The sequence below is a fragment of the Micromonospora humida genome (assembly GCF_016901255.1).
Classification (GTDB): domain Bacteria; phylum Actinomycetota; class Actinomycetes; order Mycobacteriales; family Micromonosporaceae; genus Micromonospora; species Micromonospora wenchangensis.
On sequence record NZ_JAFEUC010000001.1, the window covers coordinates 329,802 to 354,462 of the forward strand.

At 72.8% G+C, this 24,661-nt stretch carries 22 protein-coding genes and 1 pseudogene; 8 read left to right on the plus strand and 15 right to left on the minus strand.

The window, feature by feature from the left end:
- Positions 1–12: 12 nt before the first annotated feature.
- The 6 genes from JQX11_RS01485 to JQX11_RS01510 all read right to left on the minus strand — a co-directional run bounded on the left by JQX11_RS01485 (position 13) and on the right by JQX11_RS01510 (position 5,015).
- The gene (locus JQX11_RS01485) at positions 13–897 is read right to left on the minus strand and encodes an SDR family oxidoreductase (protein ID WP_232376996.1); all 885 of its coding nucleotides are present in this window, start codon (positions 895–897) and stop codon (positions 13–15) included.
- A complete protein-coding gene (locus JQX11_RS01490; protein WP_204923099.1) occupies positions 894–1,151 on the minus strand; it encodes an acyl carrier protein in 258 nt (85 codons plus the stop codon). Before JQX11_RS01490 ends, JQX11_RS01485 begins: the two co-directional genes overlap by 4 nt.
- A gap of 31 nt (positions 1,152–1,182) precedes the next feature.
- Complete coding sequence (locus tag JQX11_RS01495; protein ID WP_204923100.1) at positions 1,183–2,313, minus strand: 4Fe-4S cluster-binding domain-containing protein; 1,131 nt, start codon at positions 2,311–2,313, stop codon at positions 1,183–1,185.
- Positions 2,314–2,328: 15 nt separating this feature from the next.
- The gene (locus JQX11_RS01500; protein ID WP_204923101.1) at positions 2,329–3,051 is read right to left on the minus strand and encodes a Phenylacetic acid catabolic protein; all 723 of its coding nucleotides are present in this window, start codon (positions 3,049–3,051) and stop codon (positions 2,329–2,331) included.
- Between the two features lie 160 nt (positions 3,052–3,211).
- Positions 3,212–4,774, minus strand: coding sequence for a class I adenylate-forming enzyme family protein (locus tag JQX11_RS01505; RefSeq protein WP_204923102.1), 1,563 nt, complete (start codon positions 4,772–4,774; stop codon positions 3,212–3,214).
- Complete coding sequence (locus JQX11_RS01510) at positions 4,767–5,015, minus strand: acyl carrier protein (protein WP_204923103.1); 249 nt, start codon at positions 5,013–5,015, stop codon at positions 4,767–4,769. Before JQX11_RS01510 ends, JQX11_RS01505 begins: the two co-directional genes overlap by 8 nt.
- A 204-nt stretch (positions 5,016–5,219) precedes the next feature.
- Here JQX11_RS01510 and JQX11_RS01515 point away from each other — a divergent pair, with 204 nt between their 5' ends.
- On the plus strand, positions 5,220–6,326 hold the full coding sequence (locus JQX11_RS01515) for an IS630 family transposase (protein WP_204923104.1): 1,107 nt from the start codon (positions 5,220–5,222) through the stop codon (positions 6,324–6,326).
- A 132-nt stretch (positions 6,327–6,458) separates the two neighbouring features.
- Here the strand turns inward: JQX11_RS01515 and JQX11_RS01520 are convergent, their stop codons facing one another.
- Together JQX11_RS01520 and JQX11_RS01525 are read right to left on the minus strand one after the other, a co-directional pair.
- Positions 6,459–10,718 carry a family 43 glycosylhydrolase gene (locus JQX11_RS01520; protein ID WP_204923105.1) on the minus strand — a complete coding sequence of 1,420 codons (4,260 nt, stop codon included), beginning with the start codon at positions 10,716–10,718 and terminating at the stop codon, positions 6,459–6,461.
- A 143-nt stretch (positions 10,719–10,861) separates the two neighbouring features.
- Positions 10,862–11,164 (minus strand): GNAT family N-acetyltransferase, encoded by a 303-nt coding sequence (locus JQX11_RS01525; protein ID WP_204923106.1) that lies wholly within the window; start codon positions 11,162–11,164, stop codon positions 10,862–10,864.
- 133 nt (positions 11,165–11,297) lie between these two features.
- On the opposite strand from JQX11_RS01525, the gene JQX11_RS01530 reads away from it, so the two are divergent.
- Positions 11,298–11,855, plus strand: a complete 558-nt coding sequence (locus JQX11_RS01530; protein ID WP_204923107.1) for a GNAT family N-acetyltransferase — start codon at positions 11,298–11,300, stop codon at positions 11,853–11,855.
- A 19-nt stretch (positions 11,856–11,874) separates the two neighbouring features.
- Here the strand turns inward: JQX11_RS01530 and JQX11_RS01535 are convergent, their stop codons facing one another.
- Together JQX11_RS01535 and JQX11_RS01540 are read right to left on the minus strand one after the other, a co-directional pair.
- Complete coding sequence (locus JQX11_RS01535; protein WP_204923108.1) at positions 11,875–12,480, minus strand: YdeI/OmpD-associated family protein; 606 nt, start codon at positions 12,478–12,480, stop codon at positions 11,875–11,877.
- Positions 12,481–12,489: 9 nt separating this feature from the next.
- A complete protein-coding gene (locus JQX11_RS01540; protein ID WP_307826013.1) occupies positions 12,490–13,077 on the minus strand; it encodes a TetR/AcrR family transcriptional regulator in 588 nt (195 codons plus the stop codon).
- Positions 13,078–13,136: 59 nt separating this feature from the next.
- On the opposite strand from JQX11_RS01540, the gene JQX11_RS01545 reads away from it, so the two are divergent.
- The gene (locus JQX11_RS01545; RefSeq protein WP_204923110.1) at positions 13,137–13,877 is read left to right on the plus strand and encodes an SDR family oxidoreductase; all 741 of its coding nucleotides are present in this window, start codon (positions 13,137–13,139) and stop codon (positions 13,875–13,877) included.
- Between the two features lie 96 nt (positions 13,878–13,973).
- Here JQX11_RS01545 and JQX11_RS01550 read toward each other — a convergent pair whose 3' ends face one another.
- Together JQX11_RS01550 and xynC are read right to left on the minus strand one after the other, a co-directional pair.
- Complete coding sequence (locus JQX11_RS01550) at positions 13,974–15,089, minus strand: MerR family transcriptional regulator (protein ID WP_204923111.1); 1,116 nt, start codon at positions 15,087–15,089, stop codon at positions 13,974–13,976.
- Between the two features lie 105 nt (positions 15,090–15,194).
- Positions 15,195–16,919, minus strand: a complete 1,725-nt coding sequence (gene xynC / locus JQX11_RS01555; RefSeq protein ID WP_204923112.1) for a glucuronoarabinoxylan endo-1,4-beta-xylanase XynC — start codon at positions 16,917–16,919, stop codon at positions 15,195–15,197.
- Between the two features lie 310 nt (positions 16,920–17,229).
- On the opposite strand from xynC, the gene JQX11_RS01560 reads away from it, so the two are divergent.
- Positions 17,230–17,799 (plus strand): hypothetical protein, encoded by a 570-nt coding sequence (locus JQX11_RS01560; protein ID WP_307826014.1) that lies wholly within the window; start codon positions 17,230–17,232, stop codon positions 17,797–17,799.
- A gap of 497 nt (positions 17,800–18,296) precedes the next feature.
- Here the strand turns inward: JQX11_RS01560 and JQX11_RS01565 are convergent.
- Positions 18,297–19,568, minus strand: a pseudogene (locus JQX11_RS01565) (MFS transporter); the annotation flags it as partial.
- 99 nt (positions 19,569–19,667) lie between these two features.
- Here JQX11_RS01565 and JQX11_RS01570 point away from each other — a divergent pair.
- Together JQX11_RS01570 and JQX11_RS01575 are read left to right on the plus strand one after the other, a co-directional pair.
- On the plus strand, positions 19,668–19,967 hold the full coding sequence (locus JQX11_RS01570) for a hypothetical protein (protein WP_204923113.1): 300 nt from the start codon (positions 19,668–19,670) through the stop codon (positions 19,965–19,967).
- A complete protein-coding gene (locus JQX11_RS01575; protein ID WP_232376997.1) occupies positions 19,967–21,613 on the plus strand; it encodes an amidase in 1,647 nt (548 codons plus the stop codon). Before JQX11_RS01570 ends, JQX11_RS01575 begins: the two co-directional genes overlap by 1 nt.
- A 143-nt stretch (positions 21,614–21,756) precedes the next feature.
- On the opposite strand, the gene JQX11_RS01580 is transcribed toward JQX11_RS01575, so the two are convergent.
- Entirely contained in the window at positions 21,757–22,626 is an 870-nt protein-coding gene (locus JQX11_RS01580; RefSeq protein WP_204923115.1) for an LLM class F420-dependent oxidoreductase, read from the minus strand.
- A 24-nt stretch (positions 22,627–22,650) separates the two neighbouring features.
- On the minus strand, positions 22,651–23,238 hold the full coding sequence (locus JQX11_RS01585; protein ID WP_204923116.1) for a TetR/AcrR family transcriptional regulator: 588 nt from the start codon (positions 23,236–23,238) through the stop codon (positions 22,651–22,653).
- A gap of 107 nt (positions 23,239–23,345) precedes the next feature.
- Between JQX11_RS01585 and JQX11_RS01590 the strand changes: the two genes are divergently transcribed.
- Together JQX11_RS01590 and JQX11_RS01595 are read left to right on the plus strand one after the other, a co-directional pair.
- Positions 23,346–23,762, plus strand: a complete 417-nt coding sequence (locus tag JQX11_RS01590) for a nuclear transport factor 2 family protein (RefSeq protein ID WP_307826015.1) — start codon at positions 23,346–23,348, stop codon at positions 23,760–23,762.
- Complete coding sequence (locus JQX11_RS01595) at positions 23,759–24,598, plus strand: NAD-dependent epimerase/dehydratase family protein (protein ID WP_204923117.1); 840 nt, start codon at positions 23,759–23,761, stop codon at positions 24,596–24,598. The genes JQX11_RS01590 and JQX11_RS01595 overlap by 4 nt, the downstream gene beginning before the upstream one ends.
- Positions 24,599–24,661: the final 63 nt, after the last annotated feature.

Sequence of the window (24,661 nt, forward strand, 5' to 3'; positions counted from 1 at the left end):
CCGCAGTGTGTGTCAGCCGGCGGTGTCTGGTGGCGACGGTGTCGCCGGAGCTGGGCCCGACTCCGGTCCCGCAGCGGGGCCGGGGGCGGCAGCCGGGCCGGGGGCCGGGACGCCGCCGAAGACGGCGTGCATGCCGCCGTCGGCGTGCACCACCTGCCCGGTGGTGTACCGGGACAGGTCCGACAGCAGGAACAGCACCGCCCCGACCACCCGGGCCGGGTCGGCCCGGTCCCAGCCCAGCGGCGCCCACCGCTCGTACTGGTCGGCCAGGGCGGAGAAGGTGCGCACCCCGCGCGCCGACACGGTCTCGACCGGCCCGGCGGCGACCAGGTTGACCCTGATCCCGGCCGGGCCGAGGTGCAGCGCCAGGTAGCGGCAGACCGCCTCCAGCGCCGACTTGTAGACCCCCATCCACCCGTATCCGGGCAGCGCCCGGGTCGAGTCGACGGTCAGCCCGACCACCGCGCCGCCGCCGGGGGCCCGGCTCAGCAGCGGCGACAGCGCGGAGGTGAGCTGCTGCAACGAGTACGCCGACGCGCGGAACCCGTCGAGCACCCCGTCGGCCCCGGCGGTGGCGAACCCGGCCCCCAACGCGTCAGGCGGGGCGGCGGCGATGCTGTGCAGCACCCCGTCGAGCTGCCCCCAGCGGCTGCCGATCGCCTCGGCCAGCGCGTCGACGCTCGCGTCGGACATCACGTCCAGTTCGAGCACCTCGGGGCGGGACGGCAGCAGGTCGGCCACCCGGCGGGTGATCCGGCCGACCCGCCCGTACGAGGTCAGGATGACCTCGCAGCCCTCGCGTTGCAGGGCCGCCGCGACGTGCCAGGCGATGGACTCGTTGTTGAGGACCCCGGTGACCAGGTAGGTGCGCTTGTCCAGGCTCAGCGACGAGGTCAACTCGACGCGCCCGCCACGATCCGCTCGACGAGTTGACCGATGGTGACGTCCGCGAGTTCGCTACGCGGGATCTCCACCCCGTACTCCTTGACGACCATGGCCATCAGGTCGGCGACGTCGAGCGAGTCGATGTCCAGCGCGTCGAACTTGGCGTCGGCGCTGATCGCGTCGTCCTCGACGCCGAGGTCGATCAGTTCGGCGCGCAGGCGCTCCTCGACGGCGGGGGCGGTGATCTCGGTCGATGGAGAAGACATCCGGGTGCTCCTTGTCTCGCAGGGGAATCGGTCAGGCCGTCAACGGGGCGCGGCGGGCGAAGTTGGTGTGGTGCCGCTGCGCCCAGTACCACTGACGCCAGTAGCTCTCGGCCAGCTCCAGCCAGGTCTCCAGCCGGCCGGTGTCGTCGAGGAACCGGTTCATGCTGACCAGCAGCCAGCTGTAGACGCCCTGGCTGTCCCGGCAGTCCGCGCAGTTGCCGGAGGTGCAGCAGAACTGGAGGGTCTGGTAGTCGGCGCCGTAGACGGCGAAGCCGTCCAGGACCGGGTTGCCGTTGCGGATCCGTTCGGCGTGGTCCGGGTGGTCCACGCTGATGCTGGGGCAGACGTCGTAGCCGAACTGGCCGTCCCAGTGGGTGCGGCCGGTGATCAGCGACTCGATGAAGTACGGGTGGCAGACCACCGTCTCCGGGTACGCCTGCTTGACCCGCAGCGCCTCGGCGAGGGTGCGCTGCTCGTTCTCGATCCGCAGGGCGTGGTCGCTGCCGTGGGCGGAGTAGAAGTTGAAGGTGACCTGGTTGCCGTTGTCCTGGATGGCCCGCACGGTCGGTTCGACGTACTGCAGGCCCTCCTCGGACAGGGCGTACACGAAGATCACCCGGGGGTCGTTGCGGTAGTGCCCGAGGGCGGTCTCGAAGAGGCCGGAGAACGACGAGCCGTTGACCCGGTAGCCGCGCAACGCGTCGTCCAGCGGGCCGCCGCCGAACAGGCTGATGGCGACCGCGACCTGCTCGAAGCCGACCATGGGCAGCGGCCGGATGCCGTTGGTGGAGATGGTCACGTACGGCAGCCGCTCGACGAACGGCACGACCCGGGGCAGGACCAGCGTCGGCTCGCCGCCGATCAGGGTCGCCTGGGTGACACCCTTGGCCACCAGCGAGTCCACGAACCGGGAGATCAACGCCGGGTCGGAGGTCTCCGGGACGGCCGCGTCGAAGCCGCCCTCGAAGTACCAGCACCCCTTGCACCGGATGTTGCAGGTGGTGGTGAGGTGCACCTCGGTCGCACTGACCCGGCGGCCCATGTCCCGGACGACCTGCAACCGCGCGGCCAGGTCGGGTCGGTCGGCCAGCAGGGACGCCAGGCGGACCTTGGCCTCCCGCCGGGACAGCGGACGGGGATTGATCGCGATGGGGGTGGGCATGGGCGGGGCGTCCTCTCAGGTGGCCACGGCGGGGACGACGAGCCCCAGCGCGTGGATCCGGGGGATGACGGTGTTCTCCCACTGCTGCAACGCCTCACCGTTGGTGGTGCGTCGCAGGCCGTAGCGGACCGCCCGCTTGGACCGTTCGGACTCCGGGGTGCCGAACAGGTCGCGGAAGACCGGCCAGAGCCGGTCGAGCGCGGCCTGCAACTGCTCGCGGCCCTCGTCGGTGGCGGCGAGGTTGCGGCAGACCCGGGCGCCGTGGGCGATGTGGATCTTCTCGTCCAGGATGATCGTGCGGACCGCGTCCGCCCACGGCTTGTAGCTGCCCTGGGCGAACTCCTTGATCATGATCAGGGCGCTCTCCTCGCCGATGTACGAGTAGATCCCCCGCTCGGCCCAGGTGGTGCACTGGTGCAGTCGCTTGTCGGCGAAGAGCCGACGCTCCTCGATGGACTGGGATTCCATGTGCGAGGTGTCGATGCCGATCTCGGCCAGCACCCGCTTACCGATCTTGTAGTGGTCGTACTCCTCGGCGGCCCGTTCCGCGCACACCTGACGCTCCTCGGCGTTGGGCGCCAGCGGCAGGAACATCATGGTGTAGTCGTCTCCGCCGGAGAGTTCACCCTCCGTGTTGATCATGATCTGGCTGATCAGCGCCTTCTGGTAAGCCCGGGGCATGCGCTTCAGCTCGTCGGGGGTACGTACCACTACTTCTTCGTCGTCAAAGATCTCCACCGGCATAACGCAGCTCGCCTCCTGTTGGCATTCACGCCCGCGAATTATGGAAAAAGGGACACCGACACTGGCGCGGTACGACGACGGACCCGCAGGTGCCCCCGGTGAACCGATCTCCTGGCAGACCCCCCGTTCCTCCTCGTCCGACACCGACGGTGACTCAGGTCAGGTTCGTGACCGCCAACCGCCGCACGTCCGACCGCTGGATCTTGCCGAGCGGGGTACGCGGAAAACTGTCGACCCCGAGCTGCGCCAGCGGGACGAACCGGCGCGGCACCTTGAACGCGCTGAGCTGCTTGAGCAACAGCGCGCGCCATTCGTCCTCCCGGGCGACCGCGCCGGGCAGCAGGGTGTAGACCAGCACCAGTTCCACCCCGGTCACCGGGTGCGGCAGCGCGGCGACCACCGCGTCGGCGATCCCGTCGAGCTGCGGCACGACGTTCTCGATCTCGGCCGGGTAGACGTTCTCGCCGCTGACGATGACCATGCTGTCCATCCGGTCCACGATGGTCAGCTCGCCACGCTCGTCGAGGTGGCCGAGGTCGCCGCTGCGCACCCAGCCGTCGACCAGCCGCCCGGCGGTGAGTTCCGGCGCGGCCTCGTACCGGGTGAAGATGCTCGGGCCGCTCAGCAGGACCTCCCCGCTCTCCCCCGGCGCGACGTCCCGCCCGTCTGCGTCGACGACCCGGACCCGGGCGAACGGCACCGGCAGGCCGGTGGTGCGCCGGTCCCCCGGCTGGCGGTCGCGGGGTTCCACCACCGTCAGCGAGGTCATCTCGGTCATCCCGTACACCTGGAACACCGGGATGCCGAAGGTGCTCTCGAACCGGTGGATCAGGTCGGGGCTGAGCGCCGAGCCGCCGGCGAGGACGCCCTTGAGCCGGCTGTCGGCCGGTCGCTGCGGCCGCTCGACCAGGTGCGCGAGGTAGGCGTTGACCACCAGGGTCCAGGTCGGGCGGTGCCGGTCCACGTAGTTCCAGAACCGGGCCAGCGCCACCTCCGAGCGGACACAGACCGTCCGCCCCCCGGACCACAGCGGGGTCAGCGTGGGCAGGCCCTGCCCGCCGACGTGCAGCATCGGGATGACGTTGAGGAAGACGTCGTCGCGGCCCGCGTCGGCCCACCGCACCATCGCCAGCGAGTTGGCCAGCAGGGCCCGGTGGGACAGCACGACGCCCTTGGCCGCGCCGGTCGACCCCGAGGTGTAGACGACCTCGGCGTCGGCCGCCCCGCCGTCCGGGGGCGCGACCAGCTTCCCCCGGTAGGCGACGCCCCGGTCGAGGACCGCGGTGAGGAACCCCTCCGCGTCGTCCACGGTCAGCCAGCGCCGGCCCGGCGACGCCTTCGCGGCGGTCGACGACGGGCCGAGCACCAGCGCGACGTCGGCGTGGGCGAGCAGGGTGTCCAACTCGGCCGGGCCGGACTTCGGGTTCAGCGGCACCAGCATCCGCCCGGCGGCGATGACGCCGAGGAACAGCAGCGCGGCCAGCGACGAGTTGTGCAGGACCACGGCCACCCGGCCGCCCGGCGGCACCCGGTGCTCGTCGAGCAGCGCCGCGCAGCCCCGGGTGAAGGTCAGCACGTCGGTGAAGCTGATCTGGCGGCCACCGGGTTCCGCCGGGAGCAGGTACGGGTCGTCCCCGTAGGCCGCCGCGGCCTGGGTGACGAGGTCCAGCAGGTTCGCCGTGTCGGCGAGGTTCGGCTCGGCCAGCGGACTAGGCATGCGACTCGTCGCGGACGGCGGCGGATTCCACGACCGCGCAGAGCCGGTTGACCGTGGGAGTGTCGAAGATGACGTCGACCACGTCCACGCCGTACGCCGCCTCGACCCGGGTCACGATCTCCACCGCGCCCACCGAGTCCATGCCGAGTTCGACGAGGTCGTCGTCGGGACCGACGGTGGGTCGGTGGAGGACTTCGGCGCAGATCGACGTCATGTTCTCGTGCAGATCGGTCGTGGTCACTGAAGCGGTCCCCCCATGTCAGATCACCACACGGGCCACGGCAACGTTGCGGTAGCGGCCCCTTCCCCCAAGTCCGGGACTCGTCGGGACCATACTCAGTCCCGTCGTGAACCGTCCAGGGCAACCGTCCGAGCAATCGACCGTGACCGCTCCCACGATCGCGATGCGCCATTAGTCCATGTCATATCCGGATAGGATCGTGGCATGGGGAAGGGGCGGCCGAAGGCCAGGCTGGTGCTCACCGACGAGGAACGGGAACAGCTCACGAAGGGGGCCCGCGCGGCCCACTCGACGCAGTCGTTCGCCATTCGCTGCCGAATCGTTTTGGCCTGCGCCGAGGGGGCCACGAATATCGAGGTCGCGACCCGGTTGAACGTTTCACCGGCGACGGTCGGGAAATGGCGTTCCCGGTTCGCCGCCGCGCGGCTGCCGGGGCTCGCCGACGACCCGCGTGCCGGCCGGCCCCGCTCGGTCCGGCCCGAGCAGGTGGACGGGGTGGTCGCGGCCACCCTCGATGCCACGCCGGCCCCGGCACGACGGTGGTCCCGGGCGTCAATGGCCGTCCACAGCGGTCTGTCGGCGTCCACGGTCGGCCGGATCTGGCGTCGGTTCGACCTGCGTCCCCACCTCCAGGACGGCCTCACCCTGGCCACCGACCCGGGGTTCGTCGCCACGGTGGTGGCCCTGGTCGGGCTCTACCGCCAGCCGCCGGGCCAGACCCTGGCGCTGTGCGCCGCACCCCGCGACGAGCGACCGGCGAGCGGCGACCCGGCCGGCCCGGCGTCGGCCCCGGACCGGGCACCGGCCGACAGACCACCGCCGGCGCACCGGCCGGTGATCGCCCCGCGCCGGCCGGAGCAGCTCGTGGCCGCCGGCGAGGCCACCCCGGACCGGCACCGGCGTGCCGGGGCGTACCGGCGGTTCCTCGTGGCGGTGGACCGGGCGGTGCCCGCCGACCTGGAGGTGCACCTGGTCGCCGACGATCCGGCGCTGCACGACGCCCCGGTGGTCCGGGGCTGGTTGACCCGACACCCCCGCTTCCGCCTGCACCTGCTGCCGGCGGGTGACGCCTGGGCCGGGCAGGTCCACCGCTGGTCGCGCCTGCTCGCCGACCGTGCTGCGGTGGCCGCCGGGCCGCCACCGGGCCACGCCGCAGGGCCGGTCGCCCGCAGCGCCGACAGCCCCGGACCCGGTGCCGGGCAGGCCACCGGTCGGACGGCGGCGCGCTGGGTGGCCGGCGCGGAGGAGATCCGCCGGGCGCGGGCCCGACATCATGAACGGACTTCGGGCGCATCGATATCGGTCGACTGACAGGCAGTCGGTCGCCCGCCCACCCCGACTACCGGCATGTGAGATGACGAAGTCGCATCGCGCCCCGGCCGGGAACCCCGGGACGCGGACGCGCCGCCCGACCGTGTGTCGGGCGGCGCGTCCGGCCGGCGGCTACCGGACCGCCGGCACCCGCAGCACGGCCACCTCGCCGACGTTGCCGGCCACGTCGACCGCGCGGTAGCGGACCCCGTGCGCCAGGTCGTCCAGCGGCACCGGCCCGGTCCAGGTGGTCCACTGGCCACCGTCGAGGCGGTACTCGACCCGGGCCACCCCGGAGTCGGCGTCCCGGCCGGTGACGACCAGCGCCCGGTCGACCAGCGTCGCCTCGGCGGTCGGGGTGACCCCGTCCACCTGCACCGACGTCGCCCAGGGTGTGCTCCAGAGCAGGTTGACCCCCTGCGCCCGGTACTCGATCGTGTGCCGGCCGGCGGGCAGGGCCACCGGCTCCCGGTACGGGAACCAGCCACCCCCGTCGATCTGGTACTCCACCAGCCTGATCAGCTCGCCGTGGGCCAGGGTGAGCGCGGCGTTCGCGCCGTACCAGCCGTCGGCGCCGGGGCCGGTGATCCGCAGCCGGGGCTGCCCGCCCCGGTAGCGCAGCGGCTCCACCCCGGTCAGGGTGGGCACCACCGGTTCGATGGTGCCGTCGTCGGCGAAGTGCAGCCGGTCGATCGTGGTCTCCCGGTGGGTGCCGTCGCCGCCCGGGATGGCGAACCGGTGGTACGCCACGTACCAGTCGTCGGTGCCGGGCACCTGGATGATGGAGTGGTGCCCGGTGCCCAGGATGCCCTGGGCCGGGTCCTTGGTGAGGATCTCCCCCCTGCTGGTGAAGGGCCCGAGCGGGCTGCTGCCCGTCCCGTAGCCGACCCGGTAGTTCTCGCTGCCGGTGTCGTCGATAGACCAGGACAGGTAGTACACGCCGTTGCGCTTGTGCATGAACAGGCCCTCGCGGAAACCGGTGAGCCCGGTCAGCCGGACCCGCCGGGTGACGTCATAGGAGATCATGTCGTCGTTCAGCGGGACCACGTACGGGGTGCCGTTGCCCCAGTACAGGTAGCTCTTCCCGTCGTCGTCGGTGAACACCGCCGGGTCGATCTGCTGGGCGTTGCCGTAGTCGGCCTTGCTCACCAGGGGCCGGCCGAGCGGGTCGACGAACGGCCCGAGCGGCGAGTCGGCCACCGCGACGCCGATGTTCTGCTGGGCCGAGAAGTACAGGTAGTACTTCCCGTTCCTCTCGATCGCGGCCGGCGCCCAGGCGTTGGTGTCCGCCCAGCTGACGTCCGGCCCGAGGTCGAGAATGGTGTCGTGGGCGGTCCAGTCGACCAGGTTGCGGCTGGACCACACGGTGAACGTCGAGCTGCCCCAGCCGGGGAAGCCGTCGGTGGTGCCGTAGATGTAGTACGTGTCGCCGAACCGGACGATGTTCGGGTCGGCGTTGTACCCGGGCAGCACCGGGGTGTTCATCGGCACCGCCCGCACCGTCCAGGCCCGGCTGGCCCCGGCGGCGCTGGTGACGGTGACCGTCACCGGTCGGGTGTAGTTGCGCGGCCCGGCGGGCCTGACCGTCGAGGTGGGCGCGACCAGGTAGCGCGGGGCGAGCCTGGTCAGGTCGGTGCCCGGCCGGACCGGCAGGGTGATCGTGCCGCTGCCGGCGTCCACGATGGCCGGGACCCTGAGGCTGTCGAGTTCGACGGCGACGACACTGGTGCCGTTGCTGCCCAACGCGGCCACCTCGGCGTCGCTGAGCGCCCGGTTGTAGAGGGAGAAGTCGCGGATGCGGCCCTTGAGGTAGCGGTCGCTGGCGTACTGGGAGCGGCCCAGGTAGTTGGCGGTGGTCCGGCCGCCGCCGATGTCACCGGGTGCGACGGTCAGCCCGGTCTTCTCGGCCACCCGCACCCCGTCCAGGTAGATCCGGGCGGTGCCGGCCCGGTTCAGGGTGTACGTCAGGGTCTTCCACACCCCCCGGGGCAACGCCCGGCCGCCGGTGACGGTCTGCTCGCCGGTCCAGTTGCCCAGGCTGATCGAGGTCCGGTAGTCGTTGCCGGTGGTGAACAGGTAGCCGTTGCCGACGCCTGCGGAGTCGGTGTTGCCGAGCCCCCAGACGAAGTACGGGGTGGCCTGGTCGGCGGCGATGTTCACGTCCATCGACACGGTGATCTCGTCCAGCCCGGACATGATGTTGTCGGGCAGGTCGACGTGGCCGTTGGTGCCGCCGAGGGTGAGGCTGCCTGCGTCCCAGCGGGCGTCGCCGGCCAGGGTGGCGTGGTGGCCGTTGCCGGAGTCGTCGGTGACCGTGCCACCGGCCGCCTGGTCGAGCCGGTAGTGGGCCACCACCCCGTCGGCGTTGGCGTCCACCGGGGGCGGCGCGTCGGTCAGCGCGTCGAGTTCGGCGCGGGTGACCGGGATGACCGTGCCGTGCCGTGGGCTGGCCGGCAGCCGGTAGGACGCCGGCACCTTCCAGTTCGGCCTGGCCAGGTCGTCGGTGCCCAGCGGGATGTAGCCCCGGCCGCCGTACTCGTCGACGAACAGGTAGTACCGCGAGCCGGAGGTGTCGCCGGGGTTGGCCTTGAAGACGGTGGGTCCCTCCACGGCGGAGGTGCCGGCGTCGCGGCCGATGCACGAGTCGAGCATCGTCCACGACGGTCGGCCGGGCAGGTCGACGGCGGTCAGCGAGGGGGACCTCTCCTGGATGATGTCGGAGCAGCCGGTGCCGCCGCTGCCCTCGTCCTTGGTGAACCGGTAGTAGGTGTCGCCCTCGCGGATCATCGTGGAGTCGATCCGCGACTCGCCCCGGTCCTGCCAGATCGTCGCCGGGCTGAACGTGACGAAGTCGCGGGTGGTGGCGGCCAGCATCCGGTTGTACGTGTTGCCGGTGTGGTCCGGGTCGTTCTCGGCGAACAGCTTCGAGGCCCAGAAGACCAGGTACTCACCGCGTTCGGCGTCCCAGTACGCCTCCGGCGCCCAGGTGTTGCCAGCGGTGGGTGGGGAGACCTCGACGTGGCGCTGCGCCGACCAGTTGACCAGGTCGGTGGACTCCCACACCTCCAGGTAGCGGCTGCCCCGGCGCTGGGCGGCGTCCCAGTCGCCGTTGCGGCCGATCGACAGGTCGGTGGCGATCAGGAAGAACCGGTCCCCCTCCGGGCTGCGGATCAGGAACGGGTCGCGCAGGCCCAACGTGCCGTGGGTCGACTCCAGTTTCGGCTGGCCGCCGTTGACCTCCGTCCACTGCAGGGCGTTGTTGCCCCGGCTGGCGGCGAAGTAGATCTTCTCCCCGGCGATCGAGTTGCCGGTGAAGTAGCTGAACGCGTAGCCGGCGTACGGCGCGGGGGCCGGCAGCTCACGGACGGTCAGCGTGATAGTCCGCTCGACGGTGGCGGCGCCCACGGTGACCGTGGCGGTCACCGGCACCGTCGTGTCGCCCGCGCCGTGCGCGGGACGACGCACCACACCGTCGGCGGCGACCGCCTCCGGTCGGGCCGAGCGCCAGCGCACCGTCGCGTCGTACCGGCCGGTGGCGGGCATGGTCAGGTTGCCACGGACGTCCTCGGCGTGCACCAGGGTCAGGGCGGCGGCGGCCGCCTCGGCCCGGGTCTGGTCGGACTCACCGGGTTGCGCGACCACCGCGACCTCGGCGGCGGTGAGGGCGCGGTCGTAGATCCGGAAGTTCGCCACCCGTCCCTTGAGGAACCGGTCGGTGGCGTAGTTCGACCGGCCCAGGTTGTTGGCGGTGGTGACGCCGTTGCCGACCGCGCCGGGCGGCACGGTGACGGCGGTGTTGCGGGCCACCTGCACGCCGTCGGCGTAGAGGGTGCCGGTGGTGCCGGTCTGCGTGTAGACGACCGACTTCCACACCCCCCGGGCCAGGTTGCCGCCGGTGCCGGTGACCTTCTCGCCGGCCCAGTTGGTGGTGGTGATGCCGGCGCGGAAGGCGTCGCCGCTGGCGAACAGGTAGCCGGTGCCGGCGGCGGAGGTGGCCGGGTTGCCCAGGCCCCAGAGGAAGTACGGGGTCTGCTGTGCCGGGTCGACCATGACGTCCAGGGCCACGGTGAGCGAGGAGCGGCCGGCCAGCAGGTTGTCGGGCAGTTTGACGTGGTCGTCGACGCCGTCGAGCAGCAGCCCGTCGGTGCCGGTCCAGGTGCCGCCGCCGACCAGGGTGCCGTCGTTGCCGCGGCCGGAGGTGTCGACGACGGTGGTGCCGGTGCGTTGGTCGAGGTCGTAGCGCAGGAGCAGACCGTCGGTGACGTCGTCGGCGGCGGCCGGGGCCGCGGTGGCGGGGGCCAGCGCGGCGAGAAGGGTGAGCACGGTGGCGGCGACGACCGTGCGGGTGCGGCGGGGGGTGGGGTGGTGGTTCCGGGGAACTGCTGAGGGCATGGGGGGATTCCTCGGCGTCATGTGAGCGTTAACAGGCTGGAATTGTCAACGCAACAATCAGACGCCGTCAAGGATGCGCCGCCCGCCGATGCGCTGCGCACCCGCCCGCTCACCACCCGGGGGGCCGCCCCCGGGCCGCCGGGCTACTTGATCCGGCGGGTGGAGCGGGCCACGATGTCCGCGTACTCCGGGTGCCGGCCCAGCCAGTCGGCGAGGAACGGGCAGATCGGCACCACCGTACGGCCCCGGGCGCGGGCGTCGTCCATGACCGCGCGGGCCAGCGTCGAGCCGACGCCCCGCCCCTCGAACGCCGGGTCGACCTCGGTGTGCGTGTAGGCGATGATGGCACCGGTCAACTGGTAGGTGACCAGCCCGGCCAGCGCCCCGGTCTCGTCGCGCGCCTCGAACCGCTCCCGGTCCGGCACGTCCGTCACAGTCAGATCCACCGGACCATCCAAACACGCCCGAGGGCCGCCGGCCCGGCCGGGCGCGCGCAGCTCACGGGCGCGCCCCCACCCGACGGGTGGGCGACCCGTCGACGACGGGGGCAGGGCCCACGATGCGTTAGAGTCCGGCCGCATGGACGGCACCACGCTGCGTACGCCCCGCCTGACCCTGCGCCCGGTGGGTGACGGCGACGTCGACCGCATCCTCGAGTACCGCAACCTGCCCGAGGTGACGTACTGGCTGCTGCGGACCGAGGTGGAGCCGGCGGCGTTCCGGGCGGCCTGGCGGCGCGCCGCCGACGACCCCGACGACCACAGCCGGGCGGTCGTCCTGGACGGCCTGGTGATCGGCACGGTCTCGCTCGACGTGCTGGACGGGATGGGGCAGCCGGGCATGCCGACCCGGACCGAGGCCCAGCTCGGCTACATCTTCGACCCGGCCCACGGCGGGCGGGGCTACGCCACCGAGGCGGTCGCCGCGATGGTGGCGTACGCGTTCACCCGGTTGGGCGTCCGCCGGATCACCGCCGGGTGCTTCGCCGACAACCTCGCCTCGGTACGGGTGCTGGAGAAGGTCGGCATGCGCCGCGAACAGCACGGCGTCGGAGACTCGTGGCACGCCGAACGGGGCTGGGTGGACGGCTACACCTACGCCCTGTGCGCCGGGGACCGGCCCCCGACGCCCCGGTAGGCGGGTCGGGCGGCACCGGTCACGGGACCTGCGGCGGCCGGGCCCGCTGCGGGTGGGGCGTCTCGTGGCGGGCCAGCATGGCGACGAACTCGGCGATCTTCCGCTCCCGGGTCTGCGCCCGTTTCACCGCGTTGAGCCGGTGCACGAGCGCGAACAGGTTGGTCCGGGTGAGCACGTCGAACATGGCCTGCGCGGCGGGATCGGCGGCGACCGCGGCGAGCAGGTCGGCGGGCACCTCGACCTCCGACGGCGGGGCGTAGGCCGCGGCCCACCGTCCGTCCGCCTTGGCGGCCTCCACCGCGGCCCGGCCCGAGGGCTGCATCCGGCCCTGCTCCTCCAGTCGGGCCACGTGGGCGACGTTGCGTTGCGACCAGATGCTGCGCGCCCGGCGGGGGGTGAACCTGATCCAGGAACTCTCCTGGTCCCGCTTGCGGGCCTGCCCGTCGATCCAGCCGAAGCACAGCCCCTCGTCGACCGCCTGCTGCCAGGTCAGGGTGGTGACCGTGCCGCCCTTGCGGGTCAGGGCGAGCCACACCCCGGGGGAGGTGTCGTGGTGGGCCGACAGCCAGGCGCGCAGCGCGTCCGCGTCGGGGACGACCAACTCATCCAGTTCCGCGCTCGCCATGACGGCAGGCTAGCCGCTACCGGTGACAATCCCGCCGGGGGCGCGGAGGCCGTCGACGAGGACGGCCAGCAGGCGCGGCCCCCGGCTGTCCAGCTCGGTGTCGTCCAGTCGGGAGAGCCAACTGATCAGGACGATGACGTCCCGGGCCTCGACGTCGGCGCGGATGCTGCCGGCCGAGCGGCCGGCGGCGAGCAGCAGTTCCACCGCTTCGCCGATCGGGCCGAGACTGTGCGCGGCGAGGTCACGCCAGGTCGCCGCCTCGACGGCGGCGAACACGTCCCGCTTGACCCGGGCGTAGGCGGCCACCCGGTCGAACCAGGCCGCCAACGCCGCCACCGGCGGGTGGGTGGCCAGCAGGTGCGGGGCCGCGGTGACCAGGTCGTCGACCTCGTGCCGGTACACCTCGACGAGCAGGTCCTCCCGGGTGGGGAAGTGCCGGTACAGGGTGCCCTGCCCGATGCCGCAGGCCTTCGCCACCGCGTTGAGTTTCAGCTCGCCCGGCTCGTGCACCAGGTCGCGGGCCGCGCGCAGGATGCGTTCGCGGTTGCGCCGTGCGTCGGCGCGGGACGCCGCCGCGCCCTTGACAGAAGCGGACACGTGTCCGCTAAGCTCGTCGGGGTAACCGGACATGTGTCCACTCTACCCCGAGGAGAATCATGACCATCCCCGGAAAGGTCGTCGCGATCACCGGCGCCAGCAGCGGTATCGGCGCGGCGACCGCCCGCCACCTCGCCGCGCTCGGCGCGTCCGTCGTGCTCGGTGCCCGCCGCACCGACCGGCTCGACCGCCTGGTCGCCGAGATCGAGGGCTCCGGCGGCAGGGCGGTCGCCACCCGGGTGGACGTCACCGCCCCGGACGACCTGCGGTCCCTGGTCGCCCTCGCCGTGGAGCGGTTCGGGCGGCTGGACGTCCTGGTCGGCAACGCCGGGATCAGCAGGCTCGGCACCGTCGCCGAGCTGGACGTCGAGGGCTGGTCGGCGATGGTCGACGTGAACGTCAAGGGCGTCCTGCACGGGATCGCCGCCGCCCTGCCCGTCTTCACCCGCCAGGGCAGCGGTCACCTCGTCACGGTCGTCTCGACCTCCGGCCTGAAGATCGTTCCCACCCAGGCGGTGTACGCCGGGACGAAGAACGCGGTGCGCACCCTGCTGGAGGGCCTGCGGCAGGAGAGCACGAGCGGAGCGCTGCGGACGACCTCGATCTCCCCCGGTTACGTCCGCACCGAGTTCGTCGACCGGGCCATCGACGACCCCGCGGTACGCGCGGAGGCGCAGCGGACCATGGCCGAGATCGGCCTCGACCCCGACGCGGTCGCCCGCGCGATCGCCTTCGCCGTCGACCAACCCGACGACGTCGAGATCGGCGACCTCACCATCCGACCGACCCGCCAGGGCTGACCGTGGCGGCGGCCCGGCCGGTCCCACCCGGGCATCCGGCGGAGCTGCCGGCACTGCCACGTCGGCCGCGCCACGCGGCGACCCCGGCCGGGCTGTTCAGGCCACGAGCAGGCGCAGGCCCAGCTCCGCGGTGTCGCGACGCAGCAGGTCCCCGTTGCGCTGCGCCCACCGGCCCGACGCCAGGTCCTCCCGGAGCATCCCGACGGCCCGTCGTTCGGCCTGCGGCCCGACCCGGGTCCACACCGACACCGCGCGCCGCACCCGCTCGTCCAGGTACGCCTCCGGCCGTCGCCAGTACGCCTCGAACAGGCCGTCGGCGCAGTCCCACGGGACGTCCACCGGCTCGGCGCGCCCACCGATCGCGGCGGTCAGCTCGCCCAGCGGGGGCCAGTCGACCAGCAGGCCGGCGAACTCCGGCAGGTAGTCGCGGGTCAGCCAGAACCGTTCCCGCCAGCCGGCGCCGTCGGCGTCGTAGGTGAACACCACCACCCGCCGGGCCACCCGACGCATCTCCCGCAGCCCGGCGACCGGGTCCGGCCAGTGGTGGACGGTGCTGACCGCCATCGCCGCGTCGAAGGAGCCGTCGGCGAACGGCAGGTCCCCCGCGGCGGCGGCCACGCACGGCGCGGCGTCGGCCGGACGCAGCGCCCGCATCACCGCCGACGGCTCCACCGCCGTCACCGCACGGTCGCCGGGTTCGTAGGAGCCGGTGCCGGCCCCGACGTTCAGCACGGTCCGGGCGTCGCCCAACGCCGCCCAGATGCGGGCGGCGATCCGGGGGTCGGTGCGCCGGGTCGCCGGGTAGGCGCTGCCGATGGTGTCGTACAACCGGCCGCCGAAGACCCGTAGCTGCTCCTCCGGGGTGGTGGCGATCCCCAGCGCCCGCGCCTGCAACTCCCGGTCGATCGCCGCGACCAGGGCGGCGGCCCGGTCGCGCTGGTCGGTCAGCAGGCCACGCAGCCGGCACAGGTGCGCGACGGGGTCGGTCGCCGGATCGTCCACCAGGTCCGCGATCTGCCGGAGTCCGAACCCGAGCCGCCGGTAGCCGAGCACCTCGCGCAGCCGCCGTACGTCGGCGGGCGAGTACGCGCGGTGTCCCGCCGCCGTCCGCGCGGACGGCGTCAGCTGGCCGATCTCGTCGTAGTGGTGCAGCGTCCGGACGGTGACCCCGGCCAGTTCCGCCACCCGTCCCACGGTCAGGTGTTCGTCCACGGCACCGACTATCTGCCCTCACGCCGCGTGAGGAGCAAGCACCCGCAACGGGTACGGCCGCCGCGGTGTCCGCGGCGGCCGTACGGGGTTGCTCCGGTCGACCGGTCAGGCCACCGTGCAGGGGATGCCGTTGAGGGTGAAGGCGGTCGGTTCCGCGGTGTTGCCGGTGTGGTCGGCCTGGAAACCGACCTCGACGGTGCCGCCCGGGGCGATCGTGCCGTTGTAGCTGACGTTGCGGGCGCTCACCTGGCCGCTGGACGGCGAGAAGGTGGCGTTCCAGCCCGAGGTGATGGTCTGCCCCGACGGGAGGGTGAAGGCCAGCGTCCATCCGTCGATCGTCGAGGTGCCGGTGTTGGTGATCGCGATGTTCGCGGTGAAACCCGAGGCCCAGGTGTTCATGGTGTAGACGACCCGGGGTCCGCTGCCGCCCGCCGTGGGGGTGGGGGTCGGGGTGGGCGTCGGGGTCGGGGTCGGCGTCGGGGTGCCCGTGGGCGTCACGGTCGGGGTGGGGGTCGGCGTGGTGCCGTTGACGCTGGTCACGAACGTCATCACGCTGCGCGCGGGCAGGTTGACGGTCAACGAGCCGTTGGACATGGTCAGCGCGCTCTGCGGGGCGACGTTGCGGCTGCCGTCGGTCAGCCAGTTCTGCACGCTGCCCGACGCGGTGGCGCCGGAGAGGGTGAACTGCTGGCTCACCGCCGAGGTGTTCTTGTTGACCGCGACGATGACCACGGTGTTGCCGCCCCGGTAGGCCGAGACGTAGACGTTCGACGCCGGGTTGGCCGTGGCGTCGACGCGGACGTATCCGGGCCGCACGAACCGGGCGTACTGGGCCATGATCGCGCCCCGCTTGCTGATCTGACCGTCCTCGCGCATGGGGCCGTAGCTGCGCCGCAGGTACCACCAGACGTACGTCTGGAACTCGGCGTCGACCATGGACCGGTGGATGTGCTCGCCGACGTCGAGCGCCTCCGGCCAGGCGTCACCCGAGTTCGCGTTGCTGTTCGGGTAGTAGACCTCAGTCATCCACAGTTCCTTGCCCGCCCCCTTCTGCTTGAACAGCGGGTACGGGAAGTTCGAGTACGAGGTGCCGTAGAGGTGGGCCCCGATGATGTCGACGTTGGCCAGCGCGGTGGCGTCGTTGAGGATCGGGTCCGACATCGACTTGACGTACTGGAACGATTCCGGTGCCATCACCCGGGTGCTGATCACCCCGGAGTTCTCCTTGAGGAACTTGATGATCTCGCCGGAGGTCCACCACGTCCAGTCGTGGGCGTAGTCGGGCTCGTTCTGCACGGAGATGGCGTAGAGGTTCACCCCGTTGTTGCGCATGTACACGGTGAAGTCGTTCAGGTACTGCGCGTACGCGGCGTAGGAGCTGGCCCGCAGGCGCTTGGCGTTGGTCTGGCTGCCCCGGGTGAACGTCTCGATCATGCTGGCCGGGGGGTTCCACGGCGAGGCGAAGACGGTCACCCCGAGTTCGGCCGCGCGCTTGGCCGTGGCCAGGTCACGGCTCCAGTCCGCCTGGCTCTCGCCGACCGGGATGCGCAGCACGGAGAAGCCGAGCCGGCCCTCACCGGTGCCGAACGCCGTCTCCCGCTGGGCGGCGGTCAGGTCGCCGATCCAGCCGGCGTGGGTCATCGCGCCGTAGCCCTTGATCGTCTGCCGGGACGCCGACAGGTTGATGCTGGCCGGGGCGGCCGAGGCCTCCGTGGCCCCCAGGGCCGCCGTGGCCGCCGCGACGGGCAGCGCGCCCAGCGTCGTCAGGACGACGCGACGGCTCAGTGTTTTCCGCTCGCCGGCGGCCGGCCCATTCTGATCCTGCGTCATTTCTTTCGTCCTCCTGGTGGTGGTGATACGCGCCCTGCCGGTTCCATCGAGCCGGTCGGCACCGATCTGCTGCGCCGCCACGGGGATGACCTGGACGTCACCGTCGGCGTTTCGACAGCACATATCGACTGTAATGATTGTGAACGTTAACGGCCGGAGTTTAGTTTCCCCTTCCATAGGGGTCAAGCACGCCGGCCGCATCCGGGTCCGCACCGATCCCGCGCGTCCGGTGGTCGTCGCACACCGCCACGACGCGGGCGGCGACGGTGGGCGACCGGCGCGCACGGCCCGCCACCCGACGGTTGCTAGCGTGACCGTCGTGACGGAGTTGGCGGACCTGGCCCTCACCCCCGACGAGCGGGCCCGGGGCGTCGGGGTCGACAGCGTGCTGTTCGTGATGGACTGGACCGGCGAGGAGGAGCCCGGCGACCTGGCGGCGTTCGTGGCCGGGCGGGTCCGGGTCTTCGGGGCACAGCCGGACGGCGTCGACACCGACGTCGTCCAGCGGGCCGCCGAGGCCGACCCGACGCTGGGCCGGGGCGACCTGCCGATCCGCCAACTCGACCACCTGTCCGGCGTGCTGGCACCGCTCGGCTTCACCCTCGCGGTGCACGACGACGGCACCGACAGCTACCCGGTGCTGGTCCTGCGGACCGGCGGGCAGCCGCCGACCGGGCTGACCCACCAGGGCCAGCCGGTACGGGACTGGGCCTCGCCACCCACCGAGACCCTGGTCAGCCTCGACTGCCCCGGCTGCGGGGCGATGCTGGTCTGGCAACTGCCGGCGGCCGGGAGCCTCGCCGACGAGCACTGTGACTGCGGAACCGCGCTGTTCGACGCCACCGGCCGCCCACTGCCCGACGTCACGCTCCACGACTGAGTCGTTCCCGGCCACGGACGATCACCGGGTAATGGGGTACCGCCACCCGGCGTGGTCCGAAACACCCGGCAGAACACAGGGCACTCGGGATCGGCGGGACCGGTTCGATTGTGGCGGGCATGGCGACTCCGGCGGGCAATTGATCTGATGTTCCACCCTTTCCGCATCGTCGAACGGGAATGCCCCGCAGTAACTGTCGGACCGGCGCGACCCGGTCCACCGCGTGGTGGTGCGCGGTCCGGCGTACCCCCGACCGGCGCTGGCCCGGCCGCTGCCGACAGCCGTCCGGCCACCGCCGTCCCCGCCGGTCGCCCGACGGGGCGGGCGGCACACCACCGGAGCGGGCCGGCCGGGCACCGGCTCCGCGAAACGTCCGACCACGCGCCGGTCCACCGGCCGGTTCCCGAACGGGCCCGACGTCGACGCTGGCCGGGCCGCCGTACGCCCCAGGCCCCGGGCGTCGACGCCTCCAGCCGGCGGACCGCCCGGCTGGACACCATCCCGAGCACGGAGAGCACCACCAGCGCGGCGAGGATCAGCAGGGTGTCGCGGGTACCGACCACCGCGGCGGCCGGCCCGACCGCCACCTGCCCCAGCGGAATGGCCACGAACGAGCCCAACATGTCGTACGAGTAGACCCGGGCCAACCGGTCGGCCGGGACGTGCTGGGCGATCGACGTCTCCCAGGCCACCGAGAACTGTTCCACGGCGATCCCGACCACCAGCGCGGCGGCCAGCAGCGCCACCAGCGTCGGGGTCAGGGCCAGCGCCAGCAGCAGCAACGACTCGGCGACCATGCAGACCACCCCGAACAGCAGCAGCCGGCGTACCCGCAGCCGCAGTGCGACGACGCCGCCGACGACCATCCCGACGGTCTGCGCCGCCAGCACCAGGCCCCAGGCGCTGCGGCCGATCGTCGCGTCGGCGACGGCCGGGCCGAGCACGCTCACCCCACCGGCGAGGGCCGCGTTGAGCACCATGAACCCGAGCACCACCACCCACACCCAGGTCCGGGCGGCGAACTCGGTCCAGCCCTCCCGCAGGTCGGCGACGACGCCGGTACGGACGGCACCGCCGCGCGCGGCGGGCACCCGGACCCCGGCGAAGGCGACGGCCGCGACGGCGAAGGTGACCGCGTCGACGGCGAGCCCCCAGCCCGGGCCGACCGCGGCGACCAGCAGGCCGCCGAGCGCCGTACCGCCGATCATGCCGGCGTTCATGCCGAGCCGGATGATCGCGTTGGCCGGCTGGATCAGTTCCGCCGGGACGGTCTGCGGCGTCGCGGCGGCCGAGGCGGGCTGGGCCAGGGCGCTCACCACCCCGTTGGCCGCGCCGAGCGCCAGCAGCAACGGGATCGTCGCCGTGCCGGTGAGCACCAGGGCGGCCACCGCCGCCTGGGTCGACGCGCCGAGCAGGTTGGAACCGACCAGCACCAGCCGACGGGGGACCCGGTCGGCGAGCACGCCGCCGAAGAGCACGAACAGCACGTTCATCAGCGAGCGGGCGCCCACGACCAGCCCCAGGTCGCGGACCGAACCGGTCAGGTCGAGCACGGCGAAGGCCAGCGCCACCGGGGCGACCGCGTTGCCCACCATGTTGACCAACCGGCCGGCGGCCAGGCGACGGAAGGCGGCGTACCGCAGTGGGGCGAGCATGTTCTCCTCCGGGACGCGGTCGCGCGACCCGAGCACCCTAGCCAACGCCGGCCGGCGGCGCGGCCCCGCTGCATCGGCCCGGCCGTCCACTGTCGTGCCCCCGTACAGGGGCATTGACCTGCGTGGCTTCACGACGCCGAGATCAACATGTCACGTCCGCGACACGATCTGGCTCGACAGTGGGGCATCGTCGCCCACCCCTCAAGGAGCGTCATGGCCCCCACCCCACCGACCGACGCGGAACTGGACGTCCTCATCCGCGCCCGGCTCGCGTCACTCGGCATCGACCTCGACCAGCTTCCCCCCGGAACCACCGCCGACCCGCAGACCGGCTCCCCCGGCCGGGACTCCGTGCTGGCCTCGCTGCGCTCCTTCGTCCGCGGCACCGTCGGCACCCTCGCCGCCTACCAGCCGCCCGCGCCGGCCGGTACCGACCCGGCCGTGGCCATGGCGCTGTCCCAGCAGCCCGCGCCGATGCTCTACCCCTCGATCAGCACGGAATGGCGGAAGTGATGAGCACAGCACCTGCCGACCGCGGCGTCGACCGTCGCGCCTTCCTCGCCCGGACCGCCGCGCTGGCCACCGCCTCGGCGGTAGGTGGCGTCGTCGGGCTGCCCGCCGTCGCCTCGGCGGCCGGCGTCAGCCGCGCGGCGGCCGCCCCGCCCGGCCGCTACAACCCGGCGCTGGCCGTGCCCAACGCCTACGTCAAGCCGCGCCCGGAGGCGGTGGCCGACCCGACCGAACTGACCGTCGCCGAGGCCGCCTGGCTGATCCGGGCCGGGAAACTCACCCCGGAGAAGCTGGTCGAGGCGTACCTGGCCCGGATCAGCCGCTACGAGACGACCTACCAGGCGTTCAACCTGGTGCTCGCCGAGCAGGCGGTCAAAGCGGCCCGCGCGATGGCCCGCAAGCCGCACCGGGGCGCGCTGCACGGCATCCCGCTGGCCATCAAGGACAACTACTACACCGCCGGGGTGCCGACCACCGCCAGCTCCTACCTGTTCGCCGACTTCCGGCCCCCGTACGACGCCACGGCGGTGACCCGGCTGGTCACCGGCGGCGGGGCGATCGTGCTGGGCAAGACCCAGATGGGCCCGCTGGCCACCACCCGGGCCACCACCCCCGCCGGGGTGGTCACCACGGTCAACGCCTGGACCCCCACCAATCCGGCCACCGACCCGGGCGGATCGTCCACCGGCACCGCCACCGCCGTGGCCGGACGGCTCGCCGCCTGCGGCACCGGCACCCAGACCGGCGGCTCGATCACCGCGCCGTCCAACGCGCAGAACCTCACCGGACTCAAGCCGACGATGGGACGGGTGTCGTTGCACGGGATCATCCCGCTCAGCTACACCCGCGACCACCCCGGCCCGCTGGCCCGCGACGCCAAGGACGCGGCCATCATGCTCACCGCGATGGCCGGTGAGGACCCGGCCGACCCGCGCAGCCAGGGCCTGCCCGCGGTGCCCAAGCTGATCGACGCGGCCACCCCCACCTACCAGGGCGGCAAGCTCAAACTGCGGTGGAAGACCCGGATCGGGGTGCTGCCCGGCTTCACCGCCGGCACCTCGGAGACCGCGCTGGCCCGGCAGGCTTACCTGGCGAAACTCGCCGCGATCACCGGCGCGACGATCGTCGACGTGCCGCTGCCCGACGAGTGGGACCTGCTCACCGGCAGCGCGTTCAACAACGTGCGGCTGCCCGAGCGCACCGAGCCCTTCCTGCCCTACCTGCGTACCGACCTGCGGGGTTTCGGGGTGTCGGTGACCGGTTGGTTGCAGGGGGCGCTGCTGGGCGGCGGTGAGTTCATCACCGGTCAGCGGGCCAAGCTGCTGCTGATGGAGCGGGTGCTGGACCAGCTCTTCGCGCACTGCGACGTCGTGGTGCAGACCGGTCCGGTGCCGTTCGACATCCTCGGCCTGCCCGAGATCGGCTTCCCGATCGGGTTCACCGGCGCGGGCCTGCCGATCGGCACCATCCTCGGTGGCCTGCCGTACGGCGAGGACCGGTTGTTGTCGGTGGTCGCCGCCTACCAGGCGGTCACCGACTGGCACCTGCGCCGGCCGGTCGACCCGCCGACCACCCCGGCGACGGGGCGCAGCGCGGCCCCCGCCGGGCTGCGGCTCACCGCCGACGAGGTGGCCCGGCTCAGTCAGTGACCGTCAAGGTCGTCCGCCCGCCCGCCGGCTCGGCGGCGGGCGGACGACACCGGCGGCGGACCACGACCGGCGGGCGGTGTGCGCCCCCGGCGCATTCCGCCCCGGCCGGATCGCCGGCAGCGCGGCGGCGGGCGGCTCGGCCCTCAGCCGATCGTGGTCAACTTCGGCAGCACCTCGTCGGCGATCCGGTGGGTGAACTCCACCGGGTGCCGGTCCGGGGTGACCTGCACCTCGGTCACCCCGAGCGCGGCGTACCCGGCCACCTCGGCGAGGAACGCGTCCACGTCGGCCAGCGGCGGCCGGATCACGATGACCGTCTTGTCGATGGTGTCGTAGTCGCGGCCCTCGGCGGCGCAGTGCCCGCGCAGCACGTCCAGCTTGTGCGCCACCTCGGCCGGGCTGCTGCCGAACAGGTTGCAGGCGTCGGCGTAGCGGGCCACGAGCAGCAGGGTCTTCTTCTCGCCGCTGCCGCCGATCATGATCGGTGGGTGGGGCCGTCGCAGCGGCTGCGGTGAGTTGAGCGTCTCGGCCAGCCGGTAGTGCCGGCCCTCGAACGGCCCGTTGTCGTCGCTCCACATCTGCCGGCAGATCCGCAGCGTCTCCTCCAGCCGTTCGAACCGCTCGGCCACCGGCACCACCGGCACTCCGAGCCCTCGCTGCTCACGCTCGTACCAGGACGCGCCGATGCCGAGCCGGGCCCGGCCGCCGGAGAGCACGTCCAGCGTGGTCACGATCTTGGCGAGCAGCCCCGGGTAGCGGTACATCACACCGGTGACCAGCACACCGAGCGTCATCCGGGAGGTCCGCGCCGCGACGAAACCCAGCGTCGTGTACGCCTCCAGCATCGGCTCCTCGGCCGGGGCCATCGCCTCCATCTGGAAGTAGTGGTCCATCACGGTGAACGACGAGACCCCGGCCTCCTCCGCGATCGTCGCGGTCTCGATCAGCGTCGGTGCGATCGCCGCCGGATCGGTCGGGGTCGAGTAGTTCCAGTAGTGCAGTCCGAGTCTCATGCCTCGTCCACCTCCACACCGATCCTAGTGGCGCGTGGGGCCGTCCGCCCCGGCTGCCGCCGGGGACGCGTCACCGTCCAGCACCGCGCGGGTCAGGGCGGCCAGCCCCGCCTCCCAGCGCTCGTCGGGCCAGTCCCGCAGGTGTTCCACCAGGTCGCTGCGTACGGCCGCCAGCAGGGCGTGGGCGAGGTAGTCCGCCGACGCGGGGCCGCGCGCCTCGGTGACGAGCGCGACCAACAGGACGTGCCACTCCTCGTACGACCCGGTGCGGTAGGGGCTGCCGTCGCCCGCGTTCTCCAGCGCCAACGTGAGCACCCGGCTGTCCCGTTTGAACCGCACCACCTCGCGGAGCAGGTGCAGGGCGCGCTCCGCCGGTGGGCCCGCTGGCGCAGCCGCCGTCAGTACCGCCCGCAACCGGTCGCCGCGCTGCGCGTACAGGGCACGGAGCAGCCCCATCCGGTCGCCGAAGCGGCGGAACAGCGTGCCCTTGCCCACTCCGGCGGCGGCGGCGATGTCGTCCATCGAGATCTGGTCGGGGTCGGTCGCGGCATCGAACAACCGATCCGCGGCGGCCAGTACGGCCGTCCGGTTCCGTGCCGCGTCGGCGCGCACGCCCTCTCCCCTCGCAAAGCGGACCATCAGTCCGCTACAGTGAAACGGACCGACCGTCCGCTATCGTAGCCACGCAGCGGCACGGCACCGACGACCAGGGGACAACCGTGTCCAACCCTTCCACCGCCCTGTTCCATCGGGCCCCGCACCTGCTGCTCGCCAAGGACATGCCGGGAGTCATCGCCCTGTTCGCCGACGACGGCGTCATGGGGTTCCCGTTCGCCCCGGCCGGGCAGCCGAGCCGGATCACCGGCCGGGCCGCCGTCCACGACTACCTCATCGACTACCCGGCGATCCTCGACGTTCGCGAGATCACCGAGGTCACGGTGCACGAGACCACCGACCCGGCGGTGCTCGTCGCCGACTTCACCGCCGGTAGCGTCGTCGTCGCCAGCGACCGGCCCTACCGACTGCGGTACGTCGCCGTGCCGACCATCCCGGACGGCCACATCGTGCACTACCGCGACTACTGGAACCCGCAGGCCGCACAGGACCTGCTCGGCGGCGGGCTGGTGCGCTCGTGATCCTGGTCATCGGCGGCACCGGGACGACCGGTCGGCTCGTCGCCACCACCCTCGCCGACGCCGGCCGCCCGGTCCGCGTCGCCAGCCGCCGGGCCTCCGCCGGGGACGTCCGTTTCGACTGGTACGACCCCGGCACCCACCGCGCCGCGGTGGAGGGCGTGACGGGCGTGTACCTGGTCCCGCCCGTCGGTGAGGTCGATCCCGCACCGGTCATGCTGCCGTTGCTGGAACTGGCCCGCGCCCGGGGAGTACGGCGGGCCGTCCTGCTCAGCTCCTCGGCGATCGAGGCGGGCACTCCCGGCCTGGGTGAGGTGCAGGCCCGACTGGGCGGGTTCTTCCCCGAATGGGCGGTGCTGCGGCCGTCCTGGTTCATGGAGAACTTCGTCGGCGACCACCCGCACGGAGTGAGCGCCCGGGAACGCGGCGAGATCATCAGCGCCACCGGCGACGCCCGGGTCGGCATCGTCGATCCGGCCGACATCGCCGAGGTGGCGGTCCGCGCCCTCACCGATCCGACCTCGCACGACACCGACCACCTCGTCACCGGCCCCGAACGCCTGAGCTACGCCGACATCGCCGCCGTCCTCACCGACACCGGCGGCCGACCGGTCCGGCACCGTGCCGTCAGCGAGGCCGAACTCACGGCGTACCACGAGGCCAACGGCCTGCCACCCGACTTCGCCCGGTTCCTCGCGAGCCTGGACACGGCGATCGCGGCCGGCGCGGAGGACCGGACCACCAGCACCGTGGCGGACGTGACCGGCCGCCCACCCCGCTCGTTCCGGGACTTCTGCCGCGACCGGCTGCCCGGCGGCCCCCGCTCCACCCCGGACTGACGATCCGTCCACCGGCACCGACGGTGCGCGGGGCGGGCGACCAGGTCGTCGCCCGCCCCGCGC